19 protein-coding genes and 2 tRNA genes are annotated in these 20,073 nt (G+C 61.4%); 13 read left to right on the forward strand and 8 right to left on the reverse strand.

The features are described 5' to 3' along the window. Positions 1–194: 194 nt before the first annotated feature. Positions 195–737: an inorganic diphosphatase gene (ppa, locus tag AC1Q6X_RS15870; protein ID WP_070225002.1), complete on the forward strand. Its 543-nt coding sequence runs from the start codon at positions 195–197 to the stop codon at positions 735–737. A gap of 50 nt (positions 738–787) precedes the next feature. Here ppa and AC1Q6X_RS15875 read toward each other — a convergent pair whose 3' ends face one another. Continuing rightward, positions 788–1,921: a GNAT family N-acetyltransferase gene (locus tag AC1Q6X_RS15875; RefSeq protein WP_492497832.1), complete on the reverse strand. Its 1,134-nt coding sequence runs from the start codon at positions 1,919–1,921 to the stop codon at positions 788–790. A gap of 88 nt (positions 1,922–2,009) precedes the next feature. Here AC1Q6X_RS15875 and AC1Q6X_RS15880 point away from each other — a divergent pair, with 88 nt between their 5' ends. Then, complete coding sequence (locus AC1Q6X_RS15880) at positions 2,010–3,626, forward strand: NAD+ synthase (protein WP_492497771.1); 1,617 nt, start codon at positions 2,010–2,012, stop codon at positions 3,624–3,626. A gap of 41 nt (positions 3,627–3,667) precedes the next feature. Continuing rightward, complete coding sequence (locus AC1Q6X_RS15885) at positions 3,668–4,006, forward strand: P-II family nitrogen regulator (protein WP_034758685.1); 339 nt, start codon at positions 3,668–3,670, stop codon at positions 4,004–4,006. Positions 4,007–4,149: 143 nt separating this feature from the next. Here the strand turns inward: AC1Q6X_RS15885 and AC1Q6X_RS15890 are convergent, their stop codons facing one another. From AC1Q6X_RS15890 to trxB, 3 genes are all read right to left on the reverse strand, one after another. Beyond that, positions 4,150–4,779: a trimeric intracellular cation channel family protein gene (locus AC1Q6X_RS15890; protein ID WP_034786156.1), complete on the reverse strand. Its 630-nt coding sequence runs from the start codon at positions 4,777–4,779 to the stop codon at positions 4,150–4,152. Positions 4,780–4,914: 135 nt separating this feature from the next. After that, a complete protein-coding gene (locus AC1Q6X_RS15895; protein ID WP_492497772.1) occupies positions 4,915–5,589 on the reverse strand; it encodes a Smr/MutS family protein in 675 nt (224 codons plus the stop codon). 7 nt (positions 5,590–5,596) lie between these two features. After that, on the reverse strand, positions 5,597–6,550 hold the full coding sequence (gene trxB / locus AC1Q6X_RS15900; protein WP_034758671.1) for a thioredoxin-disulfide reductase: 954 nt from the start codon (positions 6,548–6,550) through the stop codon (positions 5,597–5,599). Positions 6,551–6,765: 215 nt separating this feature from the next. On the opposite strand from trxB, the gene AC1Q6X_RS15905 reads away from it, so the two are divergent. The 3 genes from AC1Q6X_RS15905 to AC1Q6X_RS15915 all read left to right on the forward strand — a co-directional run bounded on the left by AC1Q6X_RS15905 (position 6,766) and on the right by AC1Q6X_RS15915 (position 11,179). Then, a complete protein-coding gene (locus tag AC1Q6X_RS15905) occupies positions 6,766–9,126 on the forward strand; it encodes a DNA translocase FtsK (protein WP_070225006.1) in 2,361 nt (786 codons plus the stop codon). A 31-nt stretch (positions 9,127–9,157) separates the two neighbouring features. Then, positions 9,158–9,787: an outer membrane lipoprotein chaperone LolA gene (gene lolA / locus AC1Q6X_RS15910; protein ID WP_139143741.1), complete on the forward strand. Its 630-nt coding sequence runs from the start codon at positions 9,158–9,160 to the stop codon at positions 9,785–9,787. 72 nt (positions 9,788–9,859) lie between these two features. After that, positions 9,860–11,179, forward strand: coding sequence for a replication-associated recombination protein A (locus tag AC1Q6X_RS15915; protein ID WP_070225008.1), 1,320 nt, complete (start codon positions 9,860–9,862; stop codon positions 11,177–11,179). A gap of 2 nt (positions 11,180–11,181) precedes the next feature. Here AC1Q6X_RS15915 and AC1Q6X_RS15920 read toward each other — a convergent pair whose 3' ends face one another. Next, positions 11,182–11,919 carry an NAD-dependent epimerase/dehydratase family protein gene (locus AC1Q6X_RS15920; RefSeq protein WP_492497773.1) on the reverse strand — a complete coding sequence of 246 codons (738 nt, stop codon included), beginning with the start codon at positions 11,917–11,919 and terminating at the stop codon, positions 11,182–11,184. Further along, a complete protein-coding gene (locus tag AC1Q6X_RS15925; protein ID WP_070225010.1) occupies positions 11,916–12,206 on the reverse strand; it encodes a DUF2917 domain-containing protein in 291 nt (96 codons plus the stop codon). The genes AC1Q6X_RS15920 and AC1Q6X_RS15925 overlap by 4 nt, the downstream gene beginning before the upstream one ends. 180 nt (positions 12,207–12,386) lie before the next feature. On the opposite strand from AC1Q6X_RS15925, the gene AC1Q6X_RS15930 reads away from it, so the two are divergent. From AC1Q6X_RS15930 to AC1Q6X_RS15950, 5 genes are all read left to right on the forward strand, one after another. Next, positions 12,387–13,808 (forward strand): aminotransferase-like domain-containing protein, encoded by a 1,422-nt coding sequence (locus AC1Q6X_RS15930; RefSeq protein ID WP_492497774.1) that lies wholly within the window; start codon positions 12,387–12,389, stop codon positions 13,806–13,808. A 149-nt stretch (positions 13,809–13,957) separates the two neighbouring features. Continuing rightward, positions 13,958–14,161 carry a hypothetical protein gene (locus AC1Q6X_RS15935; protein WP_070225011.1) on the forward strand — a complete coding sequence of 68 codons (204 nt, stop codon included), beginning with the start codon at positions 13,958–13,960 and terminating at the stop codon, positions 14,159–14,161. 135 nt (positions 14,162–14,296) lie between these two features. Then, on the forward strand, positions 14,297–15,586 hold the full coding sequence (gene serS / locus AC1Q6X_RS15940) for a serine--tRNA ligase (RefSeq protein WP_070225012.1): 1,290 nt from the start codon (positions 14,297–14,299) through the stop codon (positions 15,584–15,586). Positions 15,587–15,699: 113 nt separating this feature from the next. After that, a tRNA-Ser gene (locus AC1Q6X_RS15945) sits at positions 15,700–15,789 on the forward strand. Between the two features lie 341 nt (positions 15,790–16,130). After that, a tRNA-Ser gene (locus AC1Q6X_RS15950) sits at positions 16,131–16,220 on the forward strand. Between the two features lie 159 nt (positions 16,221–16,379). On the opposite strand, the gene AC1Q6X_RS15955 is transcribed toward AC1Q6X_RS15950, so the two are convergent. After that, positions 16,380–16,979, reverse strand: a complete 600-nt coding sequence (locus AC1Q6X_RS15955) for a hypothetical protein (protein ID WP_139143733.1) — start codon at positions 16,977–16,979, stop codon at positions 16,380–16,382. Between the two features lie 130 nt (positions 16,980–17,109). Between AC1Q6X_RS15955 and hisC the strand changes: the two genes are divergently transcribed. Next, positions 17,110–18,168, forward strand: coding sequence for a histidinol-phosphate transaminase (gene hisC / locus AC1Q6X_RS15960; protein WP_492497775.1), 1,059 nt, complete (start codon positions 17,110–17,112; stop codon positions 18,166–18,168). Between the two features lie 48 nt (positions 18,169–18,216). Here hisC and AC1Q6X_RS15965 read toward each other — a convergent pair whose 3' ends face one another. Further along, positions 18,217–18,870 carry an FxDxF family PEP-CTERM protein gene (locus AC1Q6X_RS15965; RefSeq protein ID WP_492497776.1) on the reverse strand — a complete coding sequence of 218 codons (654 nt, stop codon included), beginning with the start codon at positions 18,868–18,870 and terminating at the stop codon, positions 18,217–18,219. A gap of 259 nt (positions 18,871–19,129) precedes the next feature. Here AC1Q6X_RS15965 and AC1Q6X_RS15970 point away from each other — a divergent pair, with 259 nt between their 5' ends. Further along, positions 19,130–19,999 carry an NAD(P)-dependent oxidoreductase gene (locus AC1Q6X_RS15970; RefSeq protein ID WP_070225015.1) on the forward strand — a complete coding sequence of 290 codons (870 nt, stop codon included), beginning with the start codon at positions 19,130–19,132 and terminating at the stop codon, positions 19,997–19,999. Positions 20,000–20,073: the final 74 nt, after the last annotated feature.

Consider the following 20,073-nt stretch of genomic DNA (forward strand, 5'->3'; position numbering starts at 1 on the left):
TAAGTGTTTCTACTTATTATTCCCAATAGCCTGTTTATTCTCTCGGCAGCAGCTTGCGCGTGCCGGACGGCCGTGCTGGCGAGTGTTGCTGGCTGGACGCGCAAAACGCCGGCGCGCCGCTGCTGCATCGCACAAGCTGCCTGTACTTCGCTATAATTGCGCGGTTAAAACACCATCCGCTAATGAGGAACCCCATGAGTTTGAATAACGTCTCTTCCGGCCGCGACCTGCCGAACGATTTCAACGTCGTCATCGAAATCCCGATGAATGCCGATCCGATCAAGTACGAAGTCGACAAGGAAAGCGGCGCGATCTTCGTCGATCGCTTCATGGGTACCGCCATGCATTACCCGTGCAACTACGGCTACGTGCCGAACACCCTGTCGCCGGACGGCGATCCGGTCGACGTGCTGGTCATCACCCCGTTCCCGCTGATCCCGGGCGTGGTCGTGCGCTGCCGTCCTATCGGCGTGCTGAAAATGACCGACGAGTCGGGCGAAGACGCGAAAGTGCTGGCCGTGCCAGTCGACAAGGTCCTGTCGATCTACAGCCACTGGCAAAAGCCGGAAGACTTGAACGAACTGCGTTTGCGCCAGATCCAGCATTTCTTTGAGCACTACAAAGATCTGGAAAAAGGCAAATGGGTCAAGATCGACGGCTGGTATGGCCCTGACGTGGCCAAGGAAGAAATCCTGGGCGGCGTCGCCGCCTACAAGGCAGATGCTGCAAAAGCCTAACAGCATCAGTTAAAAAACGCTCCCCGCCAGTCATGGCCGGGAGCGTTTTTTTATGCGCGAAACGGGCTGTGTTCGTTCAACTCATCGAGATAGGCATCGATGCCGCCCCGTTCGCGCTCGAGGAAGCGCTGCACGGCGTCGGCAAAGGCAGGGTGGGCCAGCCAGTGGGCGGACCAGGTCTTTTGCGGCAGGAAGCCGCGCGCCATCTTGTGCTCGCCCTGGGCGCCGCCCTCGAAGGTGGCGATGCCGTTGGCGATGCAAAACTCCAGCGGCTGGTAATACGCCGTCTCGAAATGCAGGCAGGGCACGTGCTCGAGCGCGCCCCAGTAGCGGCCATACAGGGTGTCGGCCGTGTGGATCACCAGCGAGGCGGCAATGGCCCGGCCTTCGCGCTCGGCGATCACCAATAAAATGTTCTGCGGCATGCCGGCGGCGATGCGCCGGAAGAAGTCCAGCGACAGGTAGGGCGAGGAGCGGTGTTCCGCATAGGTATTGCTGTAGCAGCGGTGGAACAGCTTCCAGTCCGCGTCCGTGGCGTCCATGCCGCGCACCTGGCGCATGGTCACACCCGCTTCCCGCACCTTGCGCCGCTCGGCGCGGATATTCTTGCGTTTCTTGTGTTCCAGGGTGGCGAGAAATTGCTCGAAATCCGCGTAGCCGGGATTGATCCAGTGAAACTGCACGCCGCTGCGCATCAGGTAGCCGGCCTCGGCCAGCTGGCGCGCCTCGCTTTCCGGCGGGAACAGGATATGGCAGGACGACACGTCGCTGGCCTGCTGCTGGGCCTGCAAAAAGGCCAGCAGGGCGGCGCGCGCCTCGCCATCGCGGGCCAGCAAACGCGTGCCGCTGACGGGCGTAAAGGGAATAGCGGACAGCAGTTTCGGGTAGTATTCGAGGCCATGCTGCTGATAGGCATCGGCCCAGGCCCAGTCGAACACGTATTCGCCATACGAGTGCATTTTCAGGTACAGGGGCAGGGCGGCGGCCAGCGTGTCTCCTTGCCACAGCACCAGGTAATTCGGTTGCCAGCCCGTGTCCGCGCTGGCGCAGCCGGACTCGTGCAGCGCGTGCAAAAAGGCATACGAGAGGAAGGGATTGCTATCCGCCTGGCACGCCAGCAGTTCAGACCAGGCCGCTTCGCCAATTTCAGCCAGGGTAGTGACGATAGCCGTGCGATAATTCATTGTTGTAGTGTGCATTCATCACTCTCGGGGCGCCACCATCGGCCTGTGTGCCCCTGTCTTGTTTAATAGAACGAAAATATCCATCATCATGACAGTCAAAGTCGCAATTGCTCAAATGAATAGTACGGTCGGCGATCTGGCCGGCAACCGTGCCAAGATCTTCGACCTTTCCCGCCGCGCCTTTGAAGCGGGCGCCGATATCGTGCTCACGCCGGAACTGTCGCTGGTCGGCTATCCACCCGAGGACTTATTACTGCGCAATGCATTCTACGCAAAAACGCAGGAAGCGTTTGCGGGGCTGGCGGCCGACCTGGCCCAGTTCAAGGATTTGCACGTGGTGGTGGGCCTGCCCCTGCAGGACGAGAAGGGCGTGCGCCACAATGCCGCCTCCGTGCTGGTCAATGGCGAAGTGCTGGGCACCTACCGCAAGCACGACTTGCCGAACACCACCGTGTTCGATGAAAAACGCTACTTTACGTCGTCGGACCAGGCTTTCGTGTTTGGCGTGAAGGGCGTGCGTTTCGGCATCAATATCTGCGAAGACACGTGGTTCGAGCATGCACCGATGCGCGCCCGCGCTGCCGGCGCGCAAGTGCTGCTGGTGCCGAACGGCTCGCCGTACCACATGAACAAGCAGCATCTGCGTTATGAAACCATGCGCAAGAACGTCAGCGCGCAAGGCATGGCCCTCGTGTACGCCAACCTGGTCGGCGGCCAGGATGAGCTGATTTTCGACGGCGATTCGTTCGTCATGGATGCGGCCGGCACCATTTGCGCCCAGCTGCGCCATTTCGAGGAAGACTTGCAACTGGTCGAGTTCGACGGCGCCACGCCCGTGCCGCAGCCGCTGGCCACCCCGTTGACGACCGAGGCGCAGGTGTACCAGGCGCTGGTGCTGGGCGTGCGCGACTATATAGTCAAGAACGGCTTTCCGGGCGTGCTGATCGGTATGTCGGGCGGCGTCGATTCCGCGCTGACCCTGGCCATCGCCGTCGATGCGCTGGGCGCCGACAAGGTGCGCGCCGTGATGATGCCGTCGCAATTTACGGCCGATATCTCGTGGATCGATTCGCGCGACATGGTAAAACGCCTCAATGTGCGCTACGATGAAATTCCGATCAAGCAAACCTTCGACGCCTTCCGCGCCACCCTGGCGGACGAGTTCGCGGGACTGGCGGAAGACGCGACGGAAGAAAACATCCAGGCGCGCATCCGCGGCACCCTGCTGATGGCCCTGTCGAACAAGCATGGCAGCATCGTCTTGACGACGGGCAACAAGAGCGAGATGGCGGTCGGCTATTGCACGCTGTACGGCGACATGGCGGGCGGCTTTGCCGTGATCAAGGATATTGCCAAGACGCTCGTGTACCGCCTGTGTGCCTGGCGCAACAGCGTGTCGGACGTGATTCCCGAGCGCATCCTGACGCGGGGACCGTCGGCCGAACTGCGCGCCGACCAGCTGGACCAGGATTCCTTGCCGCCATACGACGTACTCGACGGCATCATGCAGCTGTACATGGAAGAAAACCGGCCGATCGCCGAGATTATCGAGGCTGGCTACCCGCCGGCCGATGTGGCCCGGGTCACGCGCCTGATCAAGATCAATGAATACAAGCGGCGCCAGTCGCCGGTGGGCATCCGCGTCACGCACCGTGGCTTTGGCCGCGACTGGCGCTACCCGATCACGTCGAAGTTCTACGAATAAGCAGCCATCTGTCCACAATCCAACAATTTTAAGGAGTAGCCATGAAACAGATTACCGCCATCATCAAACCATTCAAGCTCGACGAAGTGCGCGAAGCGCTGGCCGACGTGAACGTCACGGGCTTGACCGTGACGGAAGTGAAGGGCTTTGGCCGCCAGAAGGGTCATACCGAGCTGTACCGTGGCGCCGAATACGTGGTCGACTTCTTGCCGAAAGTCAAAGTTGAAGTGGTGGTGGACGACAGCGTGTCGGAACTGGTGGTCGATGCCATCATCAAGGCGGCCCGCACGGGCAAGATCGGCGACGGCAAGATCTTCGTGCGCGACGTGGAGCAGGTCATCCGCATCCGCACGGGCGAAACGGGTCCGGACGCGGTGTAAATCCAAGCCAACAATGTTGTCGGATTACGGCTCTTCGAGCCTGATCCGGCCTACGCCTGATATACGTCGATACGCGTAGGTCGGCTTAGCGCGCCAGCGCGTAAGCCGACGCTGCTGAGCCACCCAAGCTGCCGGATTGCACATTAGCGCCCCAGCCGCATGTCGAATTTCCAGCAGATCAGGCGCAGTATCGTGATGCCGCTGGCGCTGGTCCATAGCGCAAAGTCGTGCTCGGCGCCGAAGTGCATCTGCAATAAATAAGCCCAGCAGCCGAAGAACGCGCAGATCGCATACGGTTTGCCGTCACGAAACACCATCGGCACTTCGTTGCAGACGATGTCGCGCATCACGCCGCCGAAAATCCCCGTAATCACCCCCATCATCGACGCGATGAAGATCGGCATGCCGGCGCGCATCGCTTCGGCCACGCCGGCGATGGCGAACATGCCAAGGCCGATGGCATCGGCGATGACGATCAGGCGTTCCGAGACGATCTGGCGCAAATGCTGGATCAGGGGCGCGGCCGTCAGGGCCAGAACGAAGATCAGGATCGCATATTCCTGGTGCGAGACCCAGAACAGGGGCCGCTTGTCGAGCAGAATGTCGCGCAAGGTGCCCCCGCCGAACGCCGTGATGAAGGCCACGACGAATACGCCGACCAGGTCCATGCGCTTGCGCCGCGCTTCGATGAAGCCGGAAAACGCGCCCACCAGGATAGCGATGACCTCAATGATCTTGATCAGCGAGCCAGGCGGCAATTGGGGTGGCATCATGGGTGGAGCGCGTGCACGAGACGCTAAGCAGGAAATAATTGTCACAGGTTAACATGACACGGCCCCGAATGGTGACAAACGGGGCCGTGTGCAGGGTGTAACTTGTTAATGAATTGTAATTTCTTGCTATCTATCCTAGCGGATGGGCTGCAGGGCTGCCGAGAGCAGCACGACGAGGGCGCCATCGCCCCCTTCGGAGCGGCGCGCCTGGCAAAAGGCGATGACTTCATCCTTTTGCACGAGCCAGCTGTGCACCATCGATTTCAAGACCGGTTCCTGGCCTTTCGAGCCAAAACCCTTGCCGTGGATTACGCGCACGCAGCGCAGCTTGCGCCGCGTCGCCTGGTTTAGAAAGGCGCCGATGCCGTCGCGCGCCTCGTCGCGGCGCAAGCCGTGCAAGTCCAGCTCATCCTGGATGGGCCAGTGGCCTTTGCGCATCTTCTTGACCACGTCCGGTCCCACGCCGGGGCGGGCGTAGTTCAGGGCCGGATCGTTTTCCAGATAATGGTCGACCTCGAACAAGTCCGACAGCGACTCGCGCAGCACGGCCGCGTCGTCCTCTTCCGGGGACAACTTGCGCGCGGGCTGCTGGGCGCTTGCCGCGCCCGCCTTGGGCAGGCTGGGCACGTAGCGGTCCGACTCGGGCAGGCGCTTGACGCCGCCGATGCTGGCCTTGAACAGATTGCTTTCCACGGCCTGCACCTTGACCTGTTGCGCGCGCTCAGCCGCGGCTTGCGCGCGCGCATCGGCCTGCTCCTTGAGCTGCTTGCTGACCGCTTTCAGGTCGGCAAAGTCTTTCATCGACGCCATGCGACGCTTACTCCTGGCCTTCCAGGTAGCGCTGGGCGTCCAGTGCTGCCATGCAACCCGTACCGGCGCTGGTGATGGCCTGGCGGTAGATATGGTCTTGCACGTCGCCGGCTGCAAATACGCCCGGTGCGCTGGTGGCCGTGGCCATGCCTTCCAGGCCCGTCTTGGTCTTGATGTAGCCGTTGTGCATGTCCAGCTGGCCTTCGAAGATACCCGTGTTCGGCTTGTGGCCGATGGCGATGAAGACGCCATGCACGCTCAATGCTTCGACCTTGCCGTCGATGGTCGATTTGATGTTCAGGCCCGTTACGCCGCCTTCGTTGCCCGTCACTTCGTCCAGAGTGTGGTTATATTTCAACACGATCTTGCCTTCGGCAACCTTGGCGTTCAGGCGGTCGATCAGGATCGCTTCGGCGCGGAACTTGTCGCGGCGGTGGATCAGCGTGACTTTGTTGGCGATGTTCGACAGGTACAGCGCTTCCTCGACGGCCGTATTGCCGCCGCCGACGACGGCCACTTCCTGGTTGCGGTAGAAGAAGCCATCGCAGGTGGCGCAGGCGGACACGCCCTTGCCCATGAATTCCGCTTCCGACGGCAGGCCCAGGTATTGCGCGGATGCGCCCGTGGCGATGATCAGGGTGTCGCACGTGTATTCGTGGCTGTCGCCCTTCAGGCGGATCGGCTTTTCATTGAGGAAAGTGGTGTGGATGTGGTCAAACACGATTTCCGTATTGAAACGTTCGGCATGCTGCAGCAAACGCTGCATCAGGTCCGGGCCTTGCACGCCCATGGGGTCGCCGGGCCAGTTTTCCACGTCGGTGGTGGTCATCAACTGGCCGCCTTGTTCCACGCCGGTGACCAGCATCGGGTTCAGGTTGGCGCGGGCGGCGTAGACGGCGGCGCTGTAGCCGGCTGGGCCGGAGCCGAGGATCAAAACGCGGGCGTGTTTGGTAGTGGTCATGGGAAGCTTCTCTATGAGTGGGGTCTATCCGAATTGGGGGCATACGCGCGAAGAACAAGGCTGTATTGCGCTTGCGCAAGCAATCCTCGATTATAGACCAAGCCGCCTGTAGCGACGAATCGTGGGGCCGTCCGGGGCATATATGGCTTAGAATACTTCCTTATTATGGGAAATTCCCTTTCAGAAACATTTTTCACCTTGCAGCGCTTCCCAGAATGACTAAACCAGCCCAGGCCAATCAAAATAGCTACACCCGAAAACCGGTCGAACGCCGGCCCTTGCCCAACCGGCTGGTACGGCTGCTGTCCGAGGCGCGCTGGTTCGCGCTGGCCGCGTTTGCCCTGTATTTCGTGCTGATCCTGGCCAGCTTCAACAAGCTCGACCCCGGCTGGTCGCACGCCACCAATGTCGACAAGGTGGCCAACCTGGGCGGCAAGCTCGGCGCGACCTTTTCCGATCTGTTGCTGTATATCTTCGGCTTTTCCGCCTGGTGGTGGTGCGTGTGGCTGTTGCGCACGGTGTGGAATGGCTATCGCCGGCTGAGTAAGCGCTTCCTGCTGGAAGAGGAAGAGGTGGAGCGCGAGCACCATGTCGAGATGCTGATCCGCATCGTCGGCTTCTCCATCATGCTGATCGGCAGCATGGGTCTCGAATACCTGCGCATGGCGAAGAGCCTGCACGTGCAGTTGCCGCGCGACCCGGGCGGCGTGCTGGGCCAGCTGGTGGGGCATTCGGCCCACGTGGCTTTCGGTTTCACCGGCGCTACTTTATTACTGTTGCTGCTGTTCGGCCTCGGTTTCAGCCTGTTCTTCCATGTGTCGTGGTTGCAAGTGGCCGAACGCATCGGCGGCGCGATCGAAGACGCATTCAATTGGTTCGTGCTGCGCTACCAGGACCGCGAAGACCGCCGCCAGGGCGAAGTGGCTGCCGTGCGCCGCGATGAAGTGGTGGTCATCGAGCGGGCCAAGCACGTGGAAAAGCACGTGGCCGCGCCGCCCGTGAAGATCGAGCCGCAGGTGGTGACCGTGGTGAAATCCGAGCGCGTGGAAAAGGAACGCCAGGCGCACCTGTTCGAGAACTTGGGCGATGGCAAGCTGCCGCCTTTGTCCTTGCTCGACGAAGCGCCGCCCGTGGTGGAAACGGTGTCCGTGGAAACGCTGGAATTTACGAGCCGCCTGATCGAAAAGAAATTGTCGGACTTTGGCGTGGATGCCAAGGTAGTGGCCGCTTACCCCGGCCCCGTCGTGACGCGCTATGAAATCGAGCCGGCCACGGGCGTGAAGGGCAGCCAGATCGTGGGCCTGGCGCGCGACCTGGCCCGTTCGCTGTCCTTGACGTCGATCAGGGTCGTGGAAACCATTCCCGGCAAGAATTACATGGCGCTGGAATTGCCTAATAGTAAACGCCAGATCGTGCGCCTGACGGAAATCCTCGGCTCCAAGGTCTACAACGATGGCGTGTCCAGCCTGACGATTGCGCTGGGCAAGGATATCGCCGGCAAACCCGTCGTGGCCGATCTCGCCAAGATGCCCCACTTGCTGGTGGCCGGCACCACCGGTTCCGGCAAGTCCGTCGGCATCAATGCGACGATTCTGTCGCTGCTGTACAAATCCGATCCGCTCGACGTGCGTTTGATCCTGATCGATCCGAAGATGCTGGAAATGTCCGTCTACGAAGGCATCCCGCACTTGCTGGCGCCCGTGGTCACCGACATGCGCCAGGCGGGTCACGCGCTGAACTGGGCCGTGAACGAGATGGAACGCCGCTACAAGCTGATGAGCAAGATGGGCGTGCGTAACCTGGCCGGCTACAACGCGAAGATTGCCGACGCGAAAAAGCGCGAAGAACATATCCCGAATCCGTTCAGCCTGACGCCGGATTCGCCGGAACCGCTGGAGAAACTGCCGACCATCGTCATCATCATCGACGAGCTGGCCGATCTGATGATGGTGGTGGGTAAAAAAGTCGAGGAATTGATCGCGCGTATCGCGCAAAAGGCCCGTGCCGCCGGTCTGCACTTGATTCTGGCCACGCAGCGCCCATCTGTAGACGTGATCACGGGGCTGATCAAGGCGAATATCCCGACGCGTATCGCCTTCCAGGTCTCGTCGAAGATCGACTCGCGCACCATTCTCGACCAGATGGGCGCGGAAACCCTGCTGGGCATGGGCGACATGCTGTACATGCCTCCCGGCACCGGCTTGCCGATGCGCGTGCACGGCGCGTTCGTGTCGGATGAAGAAGTCCACCGCGTTGTCAGCCATCTGAAGCTGCAGGGCGAACCGAATTACATCGAGGGCATCCTCGAAGGCGGCACCCTGGAAGGCGACGGCGCCGAAGGCGGCGCGCCGGGCGAGGGCGGCGGCGAGGCCGATGCCCTGTACGACCAGGCAGTGGCGGTAGTGCTGAAAAACCGCCGCGCCTCGATTTCGCTGGTGCAGCGTCATTTGCGCATCGGCTACAACCGCGCGGCCCGTCTGCTCGAGCAGATGGAGCAGAGCGGGGTGGTATCAACCATGCAATCCAATGGCAACCGGGAAATCCTGGTGCCGGCGGCGAGTAGTGAACAAGGGTAACGGAATGAAGAATACGACTTTCGCAGCAAAAATGATCCTCGGCGCGGCCAGCGTCGCCTGCAGTATGCTGTTCGCGGCCAGCGCCTCGGCCAGTGCCCTGGAACAGTTCAAGAGCTTTGCGGCCGGCACCAAGTCGGCCAAGGGCGAGTTCGTGCAGCGCCAGGTCAAGAAGGCGGACGCCAGCGGCAAGGCGAAAGTGTCGACGCCAGCCAGCGGCACGTTCGAGTTTGCCCGTCCAGGCAAGTTCATCTGGACCTATCTGAAGCCGTACGAGCAACTGCTGCAGGCGGACGGCGACAAGTTGTATATCTACGACAAGGACCTGAGCCAGGTGACGGTCAAGAAACTGGGCGACGCGCTCGGTTCCTCGCCGGCCGCCATCTTGTTTGGCAGCAACGACCTGGAAAAGAATTTTACCCTGGCCGAAGCGGGCACGCGCGATGGCCTGGAATGGCTGAAGGCGACGCCGAAGGCCAAGGACACGACCTTCGACGAAATCACCATCGGCCTGCGCAACGGCGTGCCGGAAGCGATGGAATTGCGCGACTCGTTCGGGCAGACGTCGGTGCTGGCGTTCAAGAATTTTCAGAAGAATCCGGCACTGTCTGCGAACCATTTCAAATTCGTGATGCCTAAAGGCGCGGACGTGATCAACAACTAAGTTTTTCACGTGCTGTTTTTTTGACCGGCCTCGCACCATGCGGGGCCTTTGCATTCTTACCCGGTACATATTATGGCGGATCTTTTTTCCACCGCACCGCGCCAGCCGCTGGCCGAAGCCTTGCGGCCTGCTACCCTGAACGAAGTCATCGGCCAGACGCATCTGTTGGGCGTCGGCAAGCCGCTGCGCCTCGCGTTCGAGGCGGGCAAGGCCCATTCGATGATCTTGTGGGGGCCGCCCGGCGTGGGCAAGACGACCCTGGCGCGCCTGATGGCGAACGCGTTTGACAGCGAATTCATCGCCCTGTCGGCCGTGTTTGCAGGGGTGAAAGATATCCGCGCGGCCATGGACCAGGCCCGCCACAGCCTGGACCAGTTCGGCAAGCACACTTTATTGTTTGTCGACGAAATCCACCGGTTTAATAAATCGCAACAGGACGCCTTGCTGCCTTTCGTCGAGTCGGGTCTGGTGACCTTCATCGGCGCGACGACGGAAAACCCCAGCTTCGAAGTCAACTCGGCGCTGCTGTCGCGCGCGCAAGTGTATGTGTTGAAGTCGCTCAACGAAGACGAGATGAAGCAGTTGCTGGCCAAGGCGCAAAGCACGGCGCTGACGCACCTGACATTCGACGAAGCGGCGGCCGACACCCTTATCGGCTATGCGGATGGCGATGCGCGCCGCTTTTTGAACTTGCTGGAACAGGCCGAGACGGCCGCCAGCTCGACGGGCACGACCACCATTGACGCGGCCTTCGTCGACAATGCGCTGACCCTCAATTCGCGCCGCTTCGACAAGGGCGGCGACAATTTCTATGACCAGATTTCCGCCCTGCACAAGTCCGTGCGCGGTTCGAACCCGGATGCAGCCTTGTACTGGTTTTGCCGCATGATCGACGGCGGCGCCGACCCGCGCTATCTGTCGCGGCGCATCGTGCGCATGGCCTGGGAGGACATCGGCCTGGCCGACCCCCGCGCCTTGACGATGGTCAATGATGCGGCGGAAACATATGAACGCCTCGGTTCGCCCGAAGGCGAGCTGGCCCTGGGCCAGGCCGTGATTTACCTGGCGATCGCCGCGAAAAGCAATGCCGGCTACAACGCGTTCAATACGGCCATGGCCTTCGTCAAGAAAGACAAGTCGAAGGAAGTGCCCGTGCACTTGCGCAATGCGCCGACGAAGCTGATGAAGGAACTCGGTTACGGCCACGCCTACCGCTATGCGCACGACGAGCCCGATGCCTATGCGGCCGGCGAAACGTATTTTCCGGACGGCATGGCGGAACCGGGCTGGTACCAGCCCGTGCCGCGCGGGCTGGAAAGCAAGATTGCCGACAAGCTGGCCTGGCTGCGCGAGCTTGACAGGAAAGCAGGAAAGCCAGCCGGCAAGGGCTGAGGCTACAGGCCCAGCAAGGTAAAACCGTCGTCCTGCGGCGCGTAGCCGACCAGCCGGCGCGTGGCTGCAATCGACAGCCGTTTATAACGGTTGTCCGACACCCCATGCACGACATGGTAGCCGGCCGGCACGTCCGCCGCGATGCAGCAGGCCAGCAGTTGCACCACGTCGCGCTCGCTGATGAAGGCGGCGATGTCGCGCGCACTGTGTTCTTGGCCTGGCGCAAAGCGCGCCACGTTGGCGATGCGTACGGCGATCGCCGTCATGCCATGCTGGTGCGCGAAGGCCGAAGCCACGCCTTCGCCGAAGGCCTTGCTGGCGCCATACATGTTCGCCGGGCGCGCCGGCATGTTCTCATGCACTTGCACGTCCAGCTGATAGCCTTCGATGGCTTGCGCGCTGCTGGCGAATACCACTCTTTTCACTCCCTGCGCCTGTGCCGCGCGGAAGATGTTGTGCGTGCCGATGATGTTCGGCTGCAACAGCTGCGCATCGAAATCGGCGCTGGCGTGCGGGACGCCGGCCAGGTGCAGCACCACGTCGATGTCCAGGCAGGCGGCCAGGCAGGCGGCGTAATTGCTGACGTCGAGCTGCATGGACGGGCAGGGCGCTTCCGCCAGCCCGTCCGTGTGCAGGTCGGCCAGGCGCAGGGAGAATTCCCCGTGCCGGCGCTTCCAGAAAGCGGTGCCGATGATGCCGGCGGCGCCCGTGACGAGGACGCGCAAAGGTTGTTGAATCATGTATTCCTTGTATTGAGTGTGTGAGGCAGTGCCTGGTTCAGCCAGCGCAGCAGGGCGGGGCGCGGGGCGGCCGTCCCATGCACGCGGATGCGTCCGCTGCCCACGGCTTCGACCAGCACCAGCCCGTCATTCGGTATCGTGTAGCGTTCACCGCTGCGCAGCACGCAATCCTCGAACTGGGCGTAAGCCGTGATCCAGGCCGTGCCGGACAGGCATTCGATGACCCTGGCGCGCGCTTTTTCCAGGCGCAAGGGGCGTTCGCTGCGTAATTCATGGTCGGTTTGCATGGCATCGCTCCTGTTGTGCGGACAGGAACAGCTTAGGCGCTGGGCTTGAGCCATGACAGATGCAGGAAACCGAAATTGTCATGCATACAGTGTGCTTCGTCGTACACTGTGCTTGTCAAAAAAACGGGCAACTGTATCTGTGCGTGCCGCGCGCGCCAGCCGCATACTGAAGGGATGAACATGAATGCGCCTTTGAATCTGTACGAGCACCTGGCCAACGAGCTGGGCGCCCTGATCGACGCGCGCGTGTTCGCGCCTGGCGACCGCCTGCCGTCGATCCGCCACCTGGCGCAGCAAAAGCGCATTTCCGTCAGCACGGTGATGCAAGCCTTGCGCCTGATGGAAGACCGGGGGCAGGTCGATGCGCGGCCCCAGTCCGGCTATTTCGTGCGCCACCGCGCGCCGCGCCGGCCCTGCAGCGCGGACGCGCAGCATCTGAAGGAGCCGGCCTTTGTCGGCATCAACAACCTGTTGATGCGCGTGCTGAAGGAAAACGAGGCGCCCGCTATCGTGCAGCTGGGCACGGCCTGGCCGCCCGACGAGATATTGCCCATCAAGCGCATGCAGCGCACCATCAGCGCGGTGGCGCGGCGCGAGCCGGCTTTATTGAGCAAGGTCAGCTGTTATGACGTCAGCGAAAGCAACTTCCTGCGCCAGGTCGCGCGCCGCGCGCTGGACTGGGGCAAGCTGGACCCGCGCGAGATCGTCGTGACGAATTCCTGCACGGAAGCGATCAGCCTGTGCCTGCGCGCCGTGGCCAAGCCGGGCGACACCATCGCCATCGAGTCGGCCACGTATTTCGTGTTGCTGCAGATGATAGAAAGCCTGGGTATGAAGGCGCTGGAAATCCCCACCGACCCGAAGACGGGGCCGTCGCTCGACGCGCTCGAGCTGGCCCTGCGCGCCGGCCTCGTGCAGGCGTGCCTGTTCGTGCCGAACGCGAATAATCCCCTGGGCTGCGTCATGCCGGAAGCCAACAAGAAGCGCTTGGCGGGGCTGCTGTCGGAATTCAATATTCCGCTGGTGGAAGACGACGTGTATGGCGACCTGTGCTTTGCGCCGCAGCGCCCGTGGCCCGTGAAGGCCTACGACACGAGCGGCAATGTGCTGCTGTGTTCCTCGTTTTCCAAGGCTATCACGCCCGCGTCGCGCGTGGGCTATGTGCTGGCCGGGCGTTTCGCGCAGGAAGTGGCCCTGCTGAAAACCGTGTCGAGCGGCGCCACCAGCCATTTCTTCCAGGCCGTGCTGGCCGACTTTCTGGAAGGCAGCAGCTACGACCAGCAGCTGCGCAAGATGCGGCGCACCCTGGTGCAGCGCATCGCGCGCATGTCCGATGCCGTGGCGACCAGCTTTCCGGCGGACTGCATGCTGTCCGAGCCGCAGGGCGGTTTCGTGCTGTGGGTGCAGATGCCGCCGCAGGTCGATGCGCTGGCCCTGCATGGCCAGGCCATCGCCGGCGGCGTGGCCTACATGCCGGGCCAGCTGTTCTCGGCCTCGGGCAAGTTCGGCAATTATCTGCGCCTCAATTGCGGCAATGCGTGGACGCCCCGCATCGAGCAGGCCATCGGCCGGCTGGGCCGCCTGGTGCATGAGGCCTTGTAACTATTCTTTGCTTTTCAGTCCCCGTTTTTCACCGTTCGCTCCCTGTTTTTCGCCGCCGGTCGCAAGCCGGTGGCCTTGTTTGCCGCCGTTGGCTAAAGTAACACCATACCAGCAGCAGTCAACGACGCAAATTAACCAGGAGTCACATCATGCACGCACTGAAAAACATGGAAATCGCCTTTATCGCCGCCGCCGTCCTGGCCATCGGCAGCAGCTTCGCCACCGCCGGCGCCAACACGGTGGAGGTGAGCGCCACGTCGACCCTGATCGCCAAGGCCGCCGACACCAGCATGCCCGTCGTTACTGTCAGCGCCCGCCGCCTGACGGCCGCCGAAAAAGCCGCTTTCATTTAAGTATCCGCCGTAAAGCGGGCGCGAGTGCCCGGCCATGCCGCCATGACGATGGCAGAGCGAGTGCAAAACTCATAAAGAACTGAACGGGTCTTGGTACAATGAGTGCTTTCGATACATCGGCACCGCCATCCACCCATGATAGATATCCAACTTCTCCGTAAAGACATCGCCAACGTCGCAGAACGCCTGGCGACGCGCAAATTCCAGCTCGACGTGGCAGGTTTTACCGCCCTCGAAGCCGAACGCAAGGCGATCCAGACGCGCACCGAAGAGCTGCAGGGCAAGCGCAACGCGCTGTCCAAGCAAATCGGCATGTTGAAAGGCAAAGGGGAAGACACCTCGGCCGTGATGGCGCAAGTGGCCGGCCTGGGCGATGAACTGAAAGCCGATGAAGCGGCCCTGACCCTGGTGCAAGCCAAGCTGAGCGAATTCATCATGGCCGTGCCGAACCTGCCGCACGAATCGGCGCCGGTAGGCACGGACGAGTCGGGCAACGTGGAAGTGCGCAAGGTCGGCACGCCGCGCACGTTCGATTTCGAAGTCAAGGATCACGTCGATGTGGGCGCCCCGCTGGGCCTCGATTTCGAAGTGGCCACCAAGCTGACCGGTTCGCGCTTCTCCGTCATGAAGGGCGGCATCGCCCGCCTGCATCGCGCACTGGCGCAATTCATGCTCAACACGCACGTGGACGAGCACGGCTACACGGAATGCTATACCCCGTACATGGTCAACGCCGATTCGCTGCGCGGCACGGGCCAGCTGCCGAAATTCGAAGCCGATCTGTTCTCGGTGAAAAAAGGCGGCGTGGAAGGCGAGGGCGAGACCTTCTACCTGATCCCCACGTCGGAAGTGTCGCTGACCAACATCGCGCGCGATGAAATCCTTGCGCTCGACCAATTGCCCCTGAAAATGACGGCCCACACGCCATGCTTCCGTTCGGAAGCGGGCAGCTATGGCCGCGACACGCGCGGCATGATCCGCCAGCACCAGTTCGACAAGGTGGAAATGGTGCAAGTGGTGCACCCGGACACCTCGTACCAGGTGCTGGAAGAAATGGTCGGCCACGCGGAAACGATCTTGCAACGCCTGGGCCTGCCATACCGCGTGATGTCGCTGTGCACGGGCGACATGGGCTTTACGGCCAGCAAGACCTTCGACCTGGAAGTATGGCTGCCGGCGCAGAACACCTACCGTGAAATCTCGTCCCTGTCGAACACGGAAGCCTTCCAGGCCCGCCGCATGCAGGCACGTTTCCGCAACGCCGCCGGCAAGCCGGAATTGGCCCACACCCTGAACGGCTCCGGCCTGGCAGTGGGCCGCACCCTGGTCGCGGTGCTGGAAAACTACCAGCAAGCGGACGGCAGCGTCGAAATCCCGCCAGTGCTGCGCCCGTACATGGGTGGCCTGACGCATCTGAAGGCGTGAAAAAGACCAGGCAGCTTGCAGCAATGGAAGGCTTAAAATAGTCCTTCCATTTTCTCAGGCGGCTGCTATAATCTTGCCTTCTCGCAGCAATGCGGGAAAAGACCGCAGCAAATGGAGAGGTGGCAGAGTGGTCGAATGTACTTGACTCGAAATCAAGCGTACGTTAAATCGTACCGTGGGTTCGAATCCCACCCTCTCCGCCAGAACAAATAGAGAAAGCTCCCGCAAGGGAGCTTTTTTTATTTGTGGCGGCGAAGAGGAGTACGCCCCCTGCGGGGCGTACGCGTGGGATTCGAAGCCCCGCGCATATTTGCGCGGGGCCCTCCGAATCGCCCAATTGGTTTTTACGCGTGCGCCAAGGCGGCAGGTTCGAAGACGAGCGCGTACTCGCGCGAGGCTCCCCGAATCGCCAAGATAGGTTTTGGTTTGCCAGCCCTCAGTTGCAAATCACCAATAAACCCCTACCCAACCCAACAACACCCATGCTAAAATAGCGCCTCGTTCAAACAGGCATGCCAGTTTGAGCGAATAGACCGCAGTAAACGGAGAGGTGGCAGAGTGGTCGAATGTACTTGACTCGAAATCAAGCGTACGTTAAATCGTACCGTGGGTTCGAATCCCACCCTCTCCGCCAGAATACATAAGAGAAGCTCCCCGCAAGGGAGCTTTTTTTATTAGCGATGCCAAAAAGCCTGAGACGTATCAATACAGGTAGAAAAACCGCCCAAAGCGCGCAGCGCAAGGCGTTTTTTCCTCCATTCAGGTTTTAAAGGCCAGCCCCCAGGAACCCAAGCTAATGCACGAGCTTGGCTACCGCAAACGCGACGCCCGACATGGCAATGATCGTCCCCACACACGACAGGATGACAGCCGACTTCGCCTCAGCCACATCTGACTTGGTCGCATAATTGGAGCGCACCACAGCGAGGTCCAGTTTCAAGCCACCGACATCGGTTTTGAGAACGCCGACATCCGTTTTCAGACCAGCCACATCCACCTTGATGCCGGCCACATCAACCTTCAAATCAGCAACGTCCAGTTTCACCCCGGCCATGTCTTTTCCCAGTGTGTTGACTTGCTCGTCCATGGCGCAATCCTCCGTGCTTGTCACTGCATGCTCCTCGCTTTTTTCACCGCTGTCAAACAGTGTCCCGAGGGTATCGCGCATGGCTTTGCTATTGTTTGCCAGGCGTTGTGCCAGTGCCGTCACGCGCTGCAAGTCGGCCATACCCTCGCCCTGTAGCTGCTCAGTGGCAGTCTGCAATTCGACGGCGATCTGTTCGCCGAGGCTGGTGGCAACCCGCATCCATGCCTCGATCTTGCGCTGGCGTGCCTGTTGCGTGAGCGCGTCATGCCGCACCCGCGTATCGCTCAGCTTGTGCATGCTGTTCATGCCACGTCCTCTACAGTCTGGGGCCGATGCCGATGCTGTCCACGCTACCCCTTGCCGATGCCCCCCACCTTGACCCCGCTCAGCCTATGTTAATCTACCCCCTCCCATCCCGACCCCACCCATAAAAGCAATGAGCCGATTCTGGAGCAACATCGTCAGCGAGCTGACCCCCTACGTCCCCGGCGAGCAGCCGAAACTGCCCGACCTGGTGAAACTCAACACCAACGAAAACCCCTACGGTCCGTCGCCGCAGGTGCTGGCCGCGCTGCGCGAAGCGGCCAACGACAGCCTGCGCCTCTACCCGGATCCCACGGCCAGCGAACTGAAGCAAACCCTGGCCGCCTACCACGGCCTCAGCAGCGCGCAAGTGTTCGTCGGCAACGGTTCCGACGAAGTGCTGGCGCTGGCCTTCATGGCCTTGCTCAAGCACGATGCGCCCCTGCTGTTCCCGGACATCAGCTACAGCTTCTATCCCGTGTATTGCAAGCTGTATGGCATCGATTACCGCACGGTCGCGCTCGACGACACCATGCGCATCCGCCCGGAAGACTATCAAGGGCCGTGCGGCGCCATCATCTTCCCGAATCCCAACGCGCCCACGGGCGTGGACTTGCCGCTGGCCGGCGTGGAAACCTTGCTGCGCGACCATCCCGATGCCGTGGTCGTGGTCGATGAAGCGTATGTGGATTTCGGCGGCGAGAGCGCCGTGGCCCTGGTCGACCGCTATCCGAATTTGCTGGTGGTGCAGACGTTCTCGAAGTCGCGTTCGCTGGCCGGCTTGCGCGTGGGGTGTGCCTTCGGCCATGCGGACCTGATCGAGGCGCTGGAGCGCGTGAAGAACAGTTTCAACTCGTATCCGCTGGATAGGCTGGCGCTGGCCGGCGCGGTAGCGTCGCTGCACGACGAAGCGTATTTCCAGCAGACGCGCCAGGCCGTCATCGCCAGCCGCGAACAGCTGGCGGCGGATCTGGCGGCGCTGGGCTTCGAAGTGCTGCCCTCGGTGGCCAACTTCGTCTTTGCCCGCCACCCGCAGCATGACGCGGCGCAACTGGCGGCCGGCTTGCGCGCCAGATCGGTGATCGTGCGCCATTTCAACGCACCGCGCATCAGCCAGTATTTGCGCATCAGCATCGGCAATCCGGCAGAATGTGCCGCCTTGATGGCGGCATTGCGCGAAATATTGTCGTGATGGTAAGCCTGATACGGCTGGCGGCAGCCCTACCAGGCGCCAATTTGTTTACTGCTGGCTGGCCCGGCGGCGGCGCGACATGAAGCCGAGCAAGCCCAGGCCGCCCAACAGCATGCCATAAGTGGCTGGCTCCGGTACGGCCGACACGGACAGGTTATTGATGGTGGGCCAGATGCCGATCTGTCCTGCCGTGCTGACGGACAGGTCGGAGAAAGCGCCCGTCGACAGGAAGCCGATAAACGATGCTTGCGTTGGCAGTGCCAGTTCGTAGGTGAGCAGTTCACCCAGCGCATTGCGCGCTGTCAAGGTGATGCTCTGGCTGTCGGCATACTCACCATACAGGTTCGATCCGAAGAAGAATCCCCCCACACCGCGTACGTCACTGGAAAAGTTGGAGAACACCACGCTGTCATTGCGGTTGTTCGTGCTCAGCCAGTTGTCGCTACCGGTGCCCGCGCCGTACAGGATGGGCGAGGAGCCAATGCTGCTCACCGTGTAGCCGTAGCTGCCGGCATTACGGTACAGGGGGCCGTCGAGTGCATCGATGGGTAAATCATCAAAGGTATCGACGCCCGTATTGCCGACCGCTGCCAGATAGGCGGACTGGCTCGTAAAGATCGTGATGTCTGCGTGTGCGGCGCTGGCGGCGAGCAGCAGGGTGGCGGCGCTGATGATTTTCAGGCGGGAAAATGCAGTTTGCAAGATCGACTCCTTAACAGGGGTTGGGAAAAGGATGTGGCAAGACTTTACTTATTTGCAATGCCAATTCAATATAATATTAACTAGAAAAAAATGCAATAAAAAGTTCTTTATGATAATTTTCTTCTTATTTAGTTGAAATGCGGATGTTTCCCAATCGCCACTCCTTGTGCGCCAAACGTCGCTTGGGGCCTCGCCTTGCTGCCGCCATGTGCCATTTGTGCAACAATAATCGGATTCACACATCGACAGGACGGACAAAATGGCAAAAGTGGCATTCATCGGTTTGGGCGTCATGGGTTTCCCCATGGCAGGTCACCTGGCGGCGGGCGGGCACGACGTCACCGTGTACAACCGCAACCCGGCCCGCGCGGCCGCCTGGCTGGAGCAGCACAAGGGCAGCAGCGCCGCCACGCCGGCCGCCGCCGCAGCGGGTGCCGAGTTCGTCTTCACCTGCATCGGCAACGATAACGATCTGTATCAAGTGATCCTGGAAGAGGGCGGCTTGCTGTCCGCCATGGCGCCGGGCAGCATCCTGATCGACCATACGACGGCGTCCGCCGAAGCGGCGCGCACCATCCACGCGGCGGCGAAGGAGAAGGGCGTGTTCTTCCTCGACGCGCCCGTGTCCGGCGGCCAGGCCGGAGCGGAAAACGGCAAGCTGACCGTGATGGTGGGCGGCGATGCAGAGGCGTATGCACGTGCCGAGCCCGTCATTGCCCTGTTCGCGCGCGCCGTCACCTACATGGGCGCCTCCGGTTCCGGCCAGCTCACAAAAATGGTCAACCAGATCTGCATCGCGGGCCTCGTGCAAGCCTTGAGCGAAGGCATTGCCTTTGCGGAAAACGCGGGCCTCGACGCGGCCCTGGTGGTGGACGTGATTTCCAAGGGCGCGGCGCAGTCATGGCAGCTGGAAAACCGGGGCAAGACCATGATCGAGCGCAAGTTCGACTTCGGTTTCGCCGTCGACCTGATGCGCAAGGACCTCGGTATCTGCCTCGCCGAAGCCAAGCGCAACGGCAGCGACTTGCCCGTGACGACCTTGACGGACCAGTTCTATGGCGAAGTGCAGCAGGCGGGCGGCAACCGCTACGACACCTCCAGCCTGATTACCCGCCTGAACAAAAAGTAACTTTTTAACTCTTCAGTAAAGAGCGGCGCGTCCCTGCCCAGGGCCGCGCCGCTTGTCGTTTATGGTGCCGGCAT

It is taken from the genome of Janthinobacterium sp. GW823-FHT06H09 (assembly GCF_058794735.1).

Coding starts and splice junctions, on each gene's coding strand:
- lolA (WP_139143741.1), top strand. CDS start 9,158: ATGATCCTCGGCGCGGCCAGCGTCGCCTGCAGTATGCTGTTCGCGGCC.
- AC1Q6X_RS15885 (WP_034758685.1), top strand. CDS start 3,668: ATGAAACAGATTACCGCCATCATCAAACCATTCAAGCTCGACGAAGTG.
- AC1Q6X_RS15905 (WP_070225006.1), top strand. CDS start 6,766: ATGACTAAACCAGCCCAGGCCAATCAAAATAGCTACACCCGAAAACCG.
- AC1Q6X_RS15955 (WP_139143733.1), bottom strand. CDS start 16,979: ATGAACAGCATGCACAAGCTGAGCGATACGCGGGTGCGGCATGACGCG.
- AC1Q6X_RS15890 (WP_034786156.1), bottom strand. CDS start 4,779: ATGATGCCACCCCAATTGCCGCCTGGCTCGCTGATCAAGATCATTGAG.
- AC1Q6X_RS15970 (WP_070225015.1), top strand. CDS start 19,130: ATGGCAAAAGTGGCATTCATCGGTTTGGGCGTCATGGGTTTCCCCATG.
- serS (WP_070225012.1), top strand. CDS start 14,297: ATGATAGATATCCAACTTCTCCGTAAAGACATCGCCAACGTCGCAGAA.
- hisC (WP_492497775.1), top strand. CDS start 17,110: ATGAGCCGATTCTGGAGCAACATCGTCAGCGAGCTGACCCCCTACGTC.
- AC1Q6X_RS15895 (WP_492497772.1), bottom strand. CDS start 5,589: ATGGCGTCGATGAAAGACTTTGCCGACCTGAAAGCGGTCAGCAAGCAG.
- AC1Q6X_RS15930 (WP_492497774.1), top strand. CDS start 12,387: ATGAATGCGCCTTTGAATCTGTACGAGCACCTGGCCAACGAGCTGGGC.
- AC1Q6X_RS15880 (WP_492497771.1), top strand. CDS start 2,010: ATGACAGTCAAAGTCGCAATTGCTCAAATGAATAGTACGGTCGGCGAT.
- AC1Q6X_RS15920 (WP_492497773.1), bottom strand. CDS start 11,919: ATGATTCAACAACCTTTGCGCGTCCTCGTCACGGGCGCCGCCGGCATC.
- AC1Q6X_RS15925 (WP_070225010.1), bottom strand. CDS start 12,206: ATGCAAACCGACCATGAATTACGCAGCGAACGCCCCTTGCGCCTGGAA.
- ppa (WP_070225002.1), top strand. CDS start 195: ATGAGTTTGAATAACGTCTCTTCCGGCCGCGACCTGCCGAACGATTTC.
- AC1Q6X_RS15915 (WP_070225008.1), top strand. CDS start 9,860: ATGGCGGATCTTTTTTCCACCGCACCGCGCCAGCCGCTGGCCGAAGCC.
- trxB (WP_034758671.1), bottom strand. CDS start 6,550: ATGACCACTACCAAACACGCCCGCGTTTTGATCCTCGGCTCCGGCCCA.
- AC1Q6X_RS15935 (WP_070225011.1), top strand. CDS start 13,958: ATGCACGCACTGAAAAACATGGAAATCGCCTTTATCGCCGCCGCCGTC.
- AC1Q6X_RS15875 (WP_492497832.1), bottom strand. CDS start 1,921: ATGAATTATCGCACGGCTATCGTCACTACCCTGGCTGAAATTGGCGAA.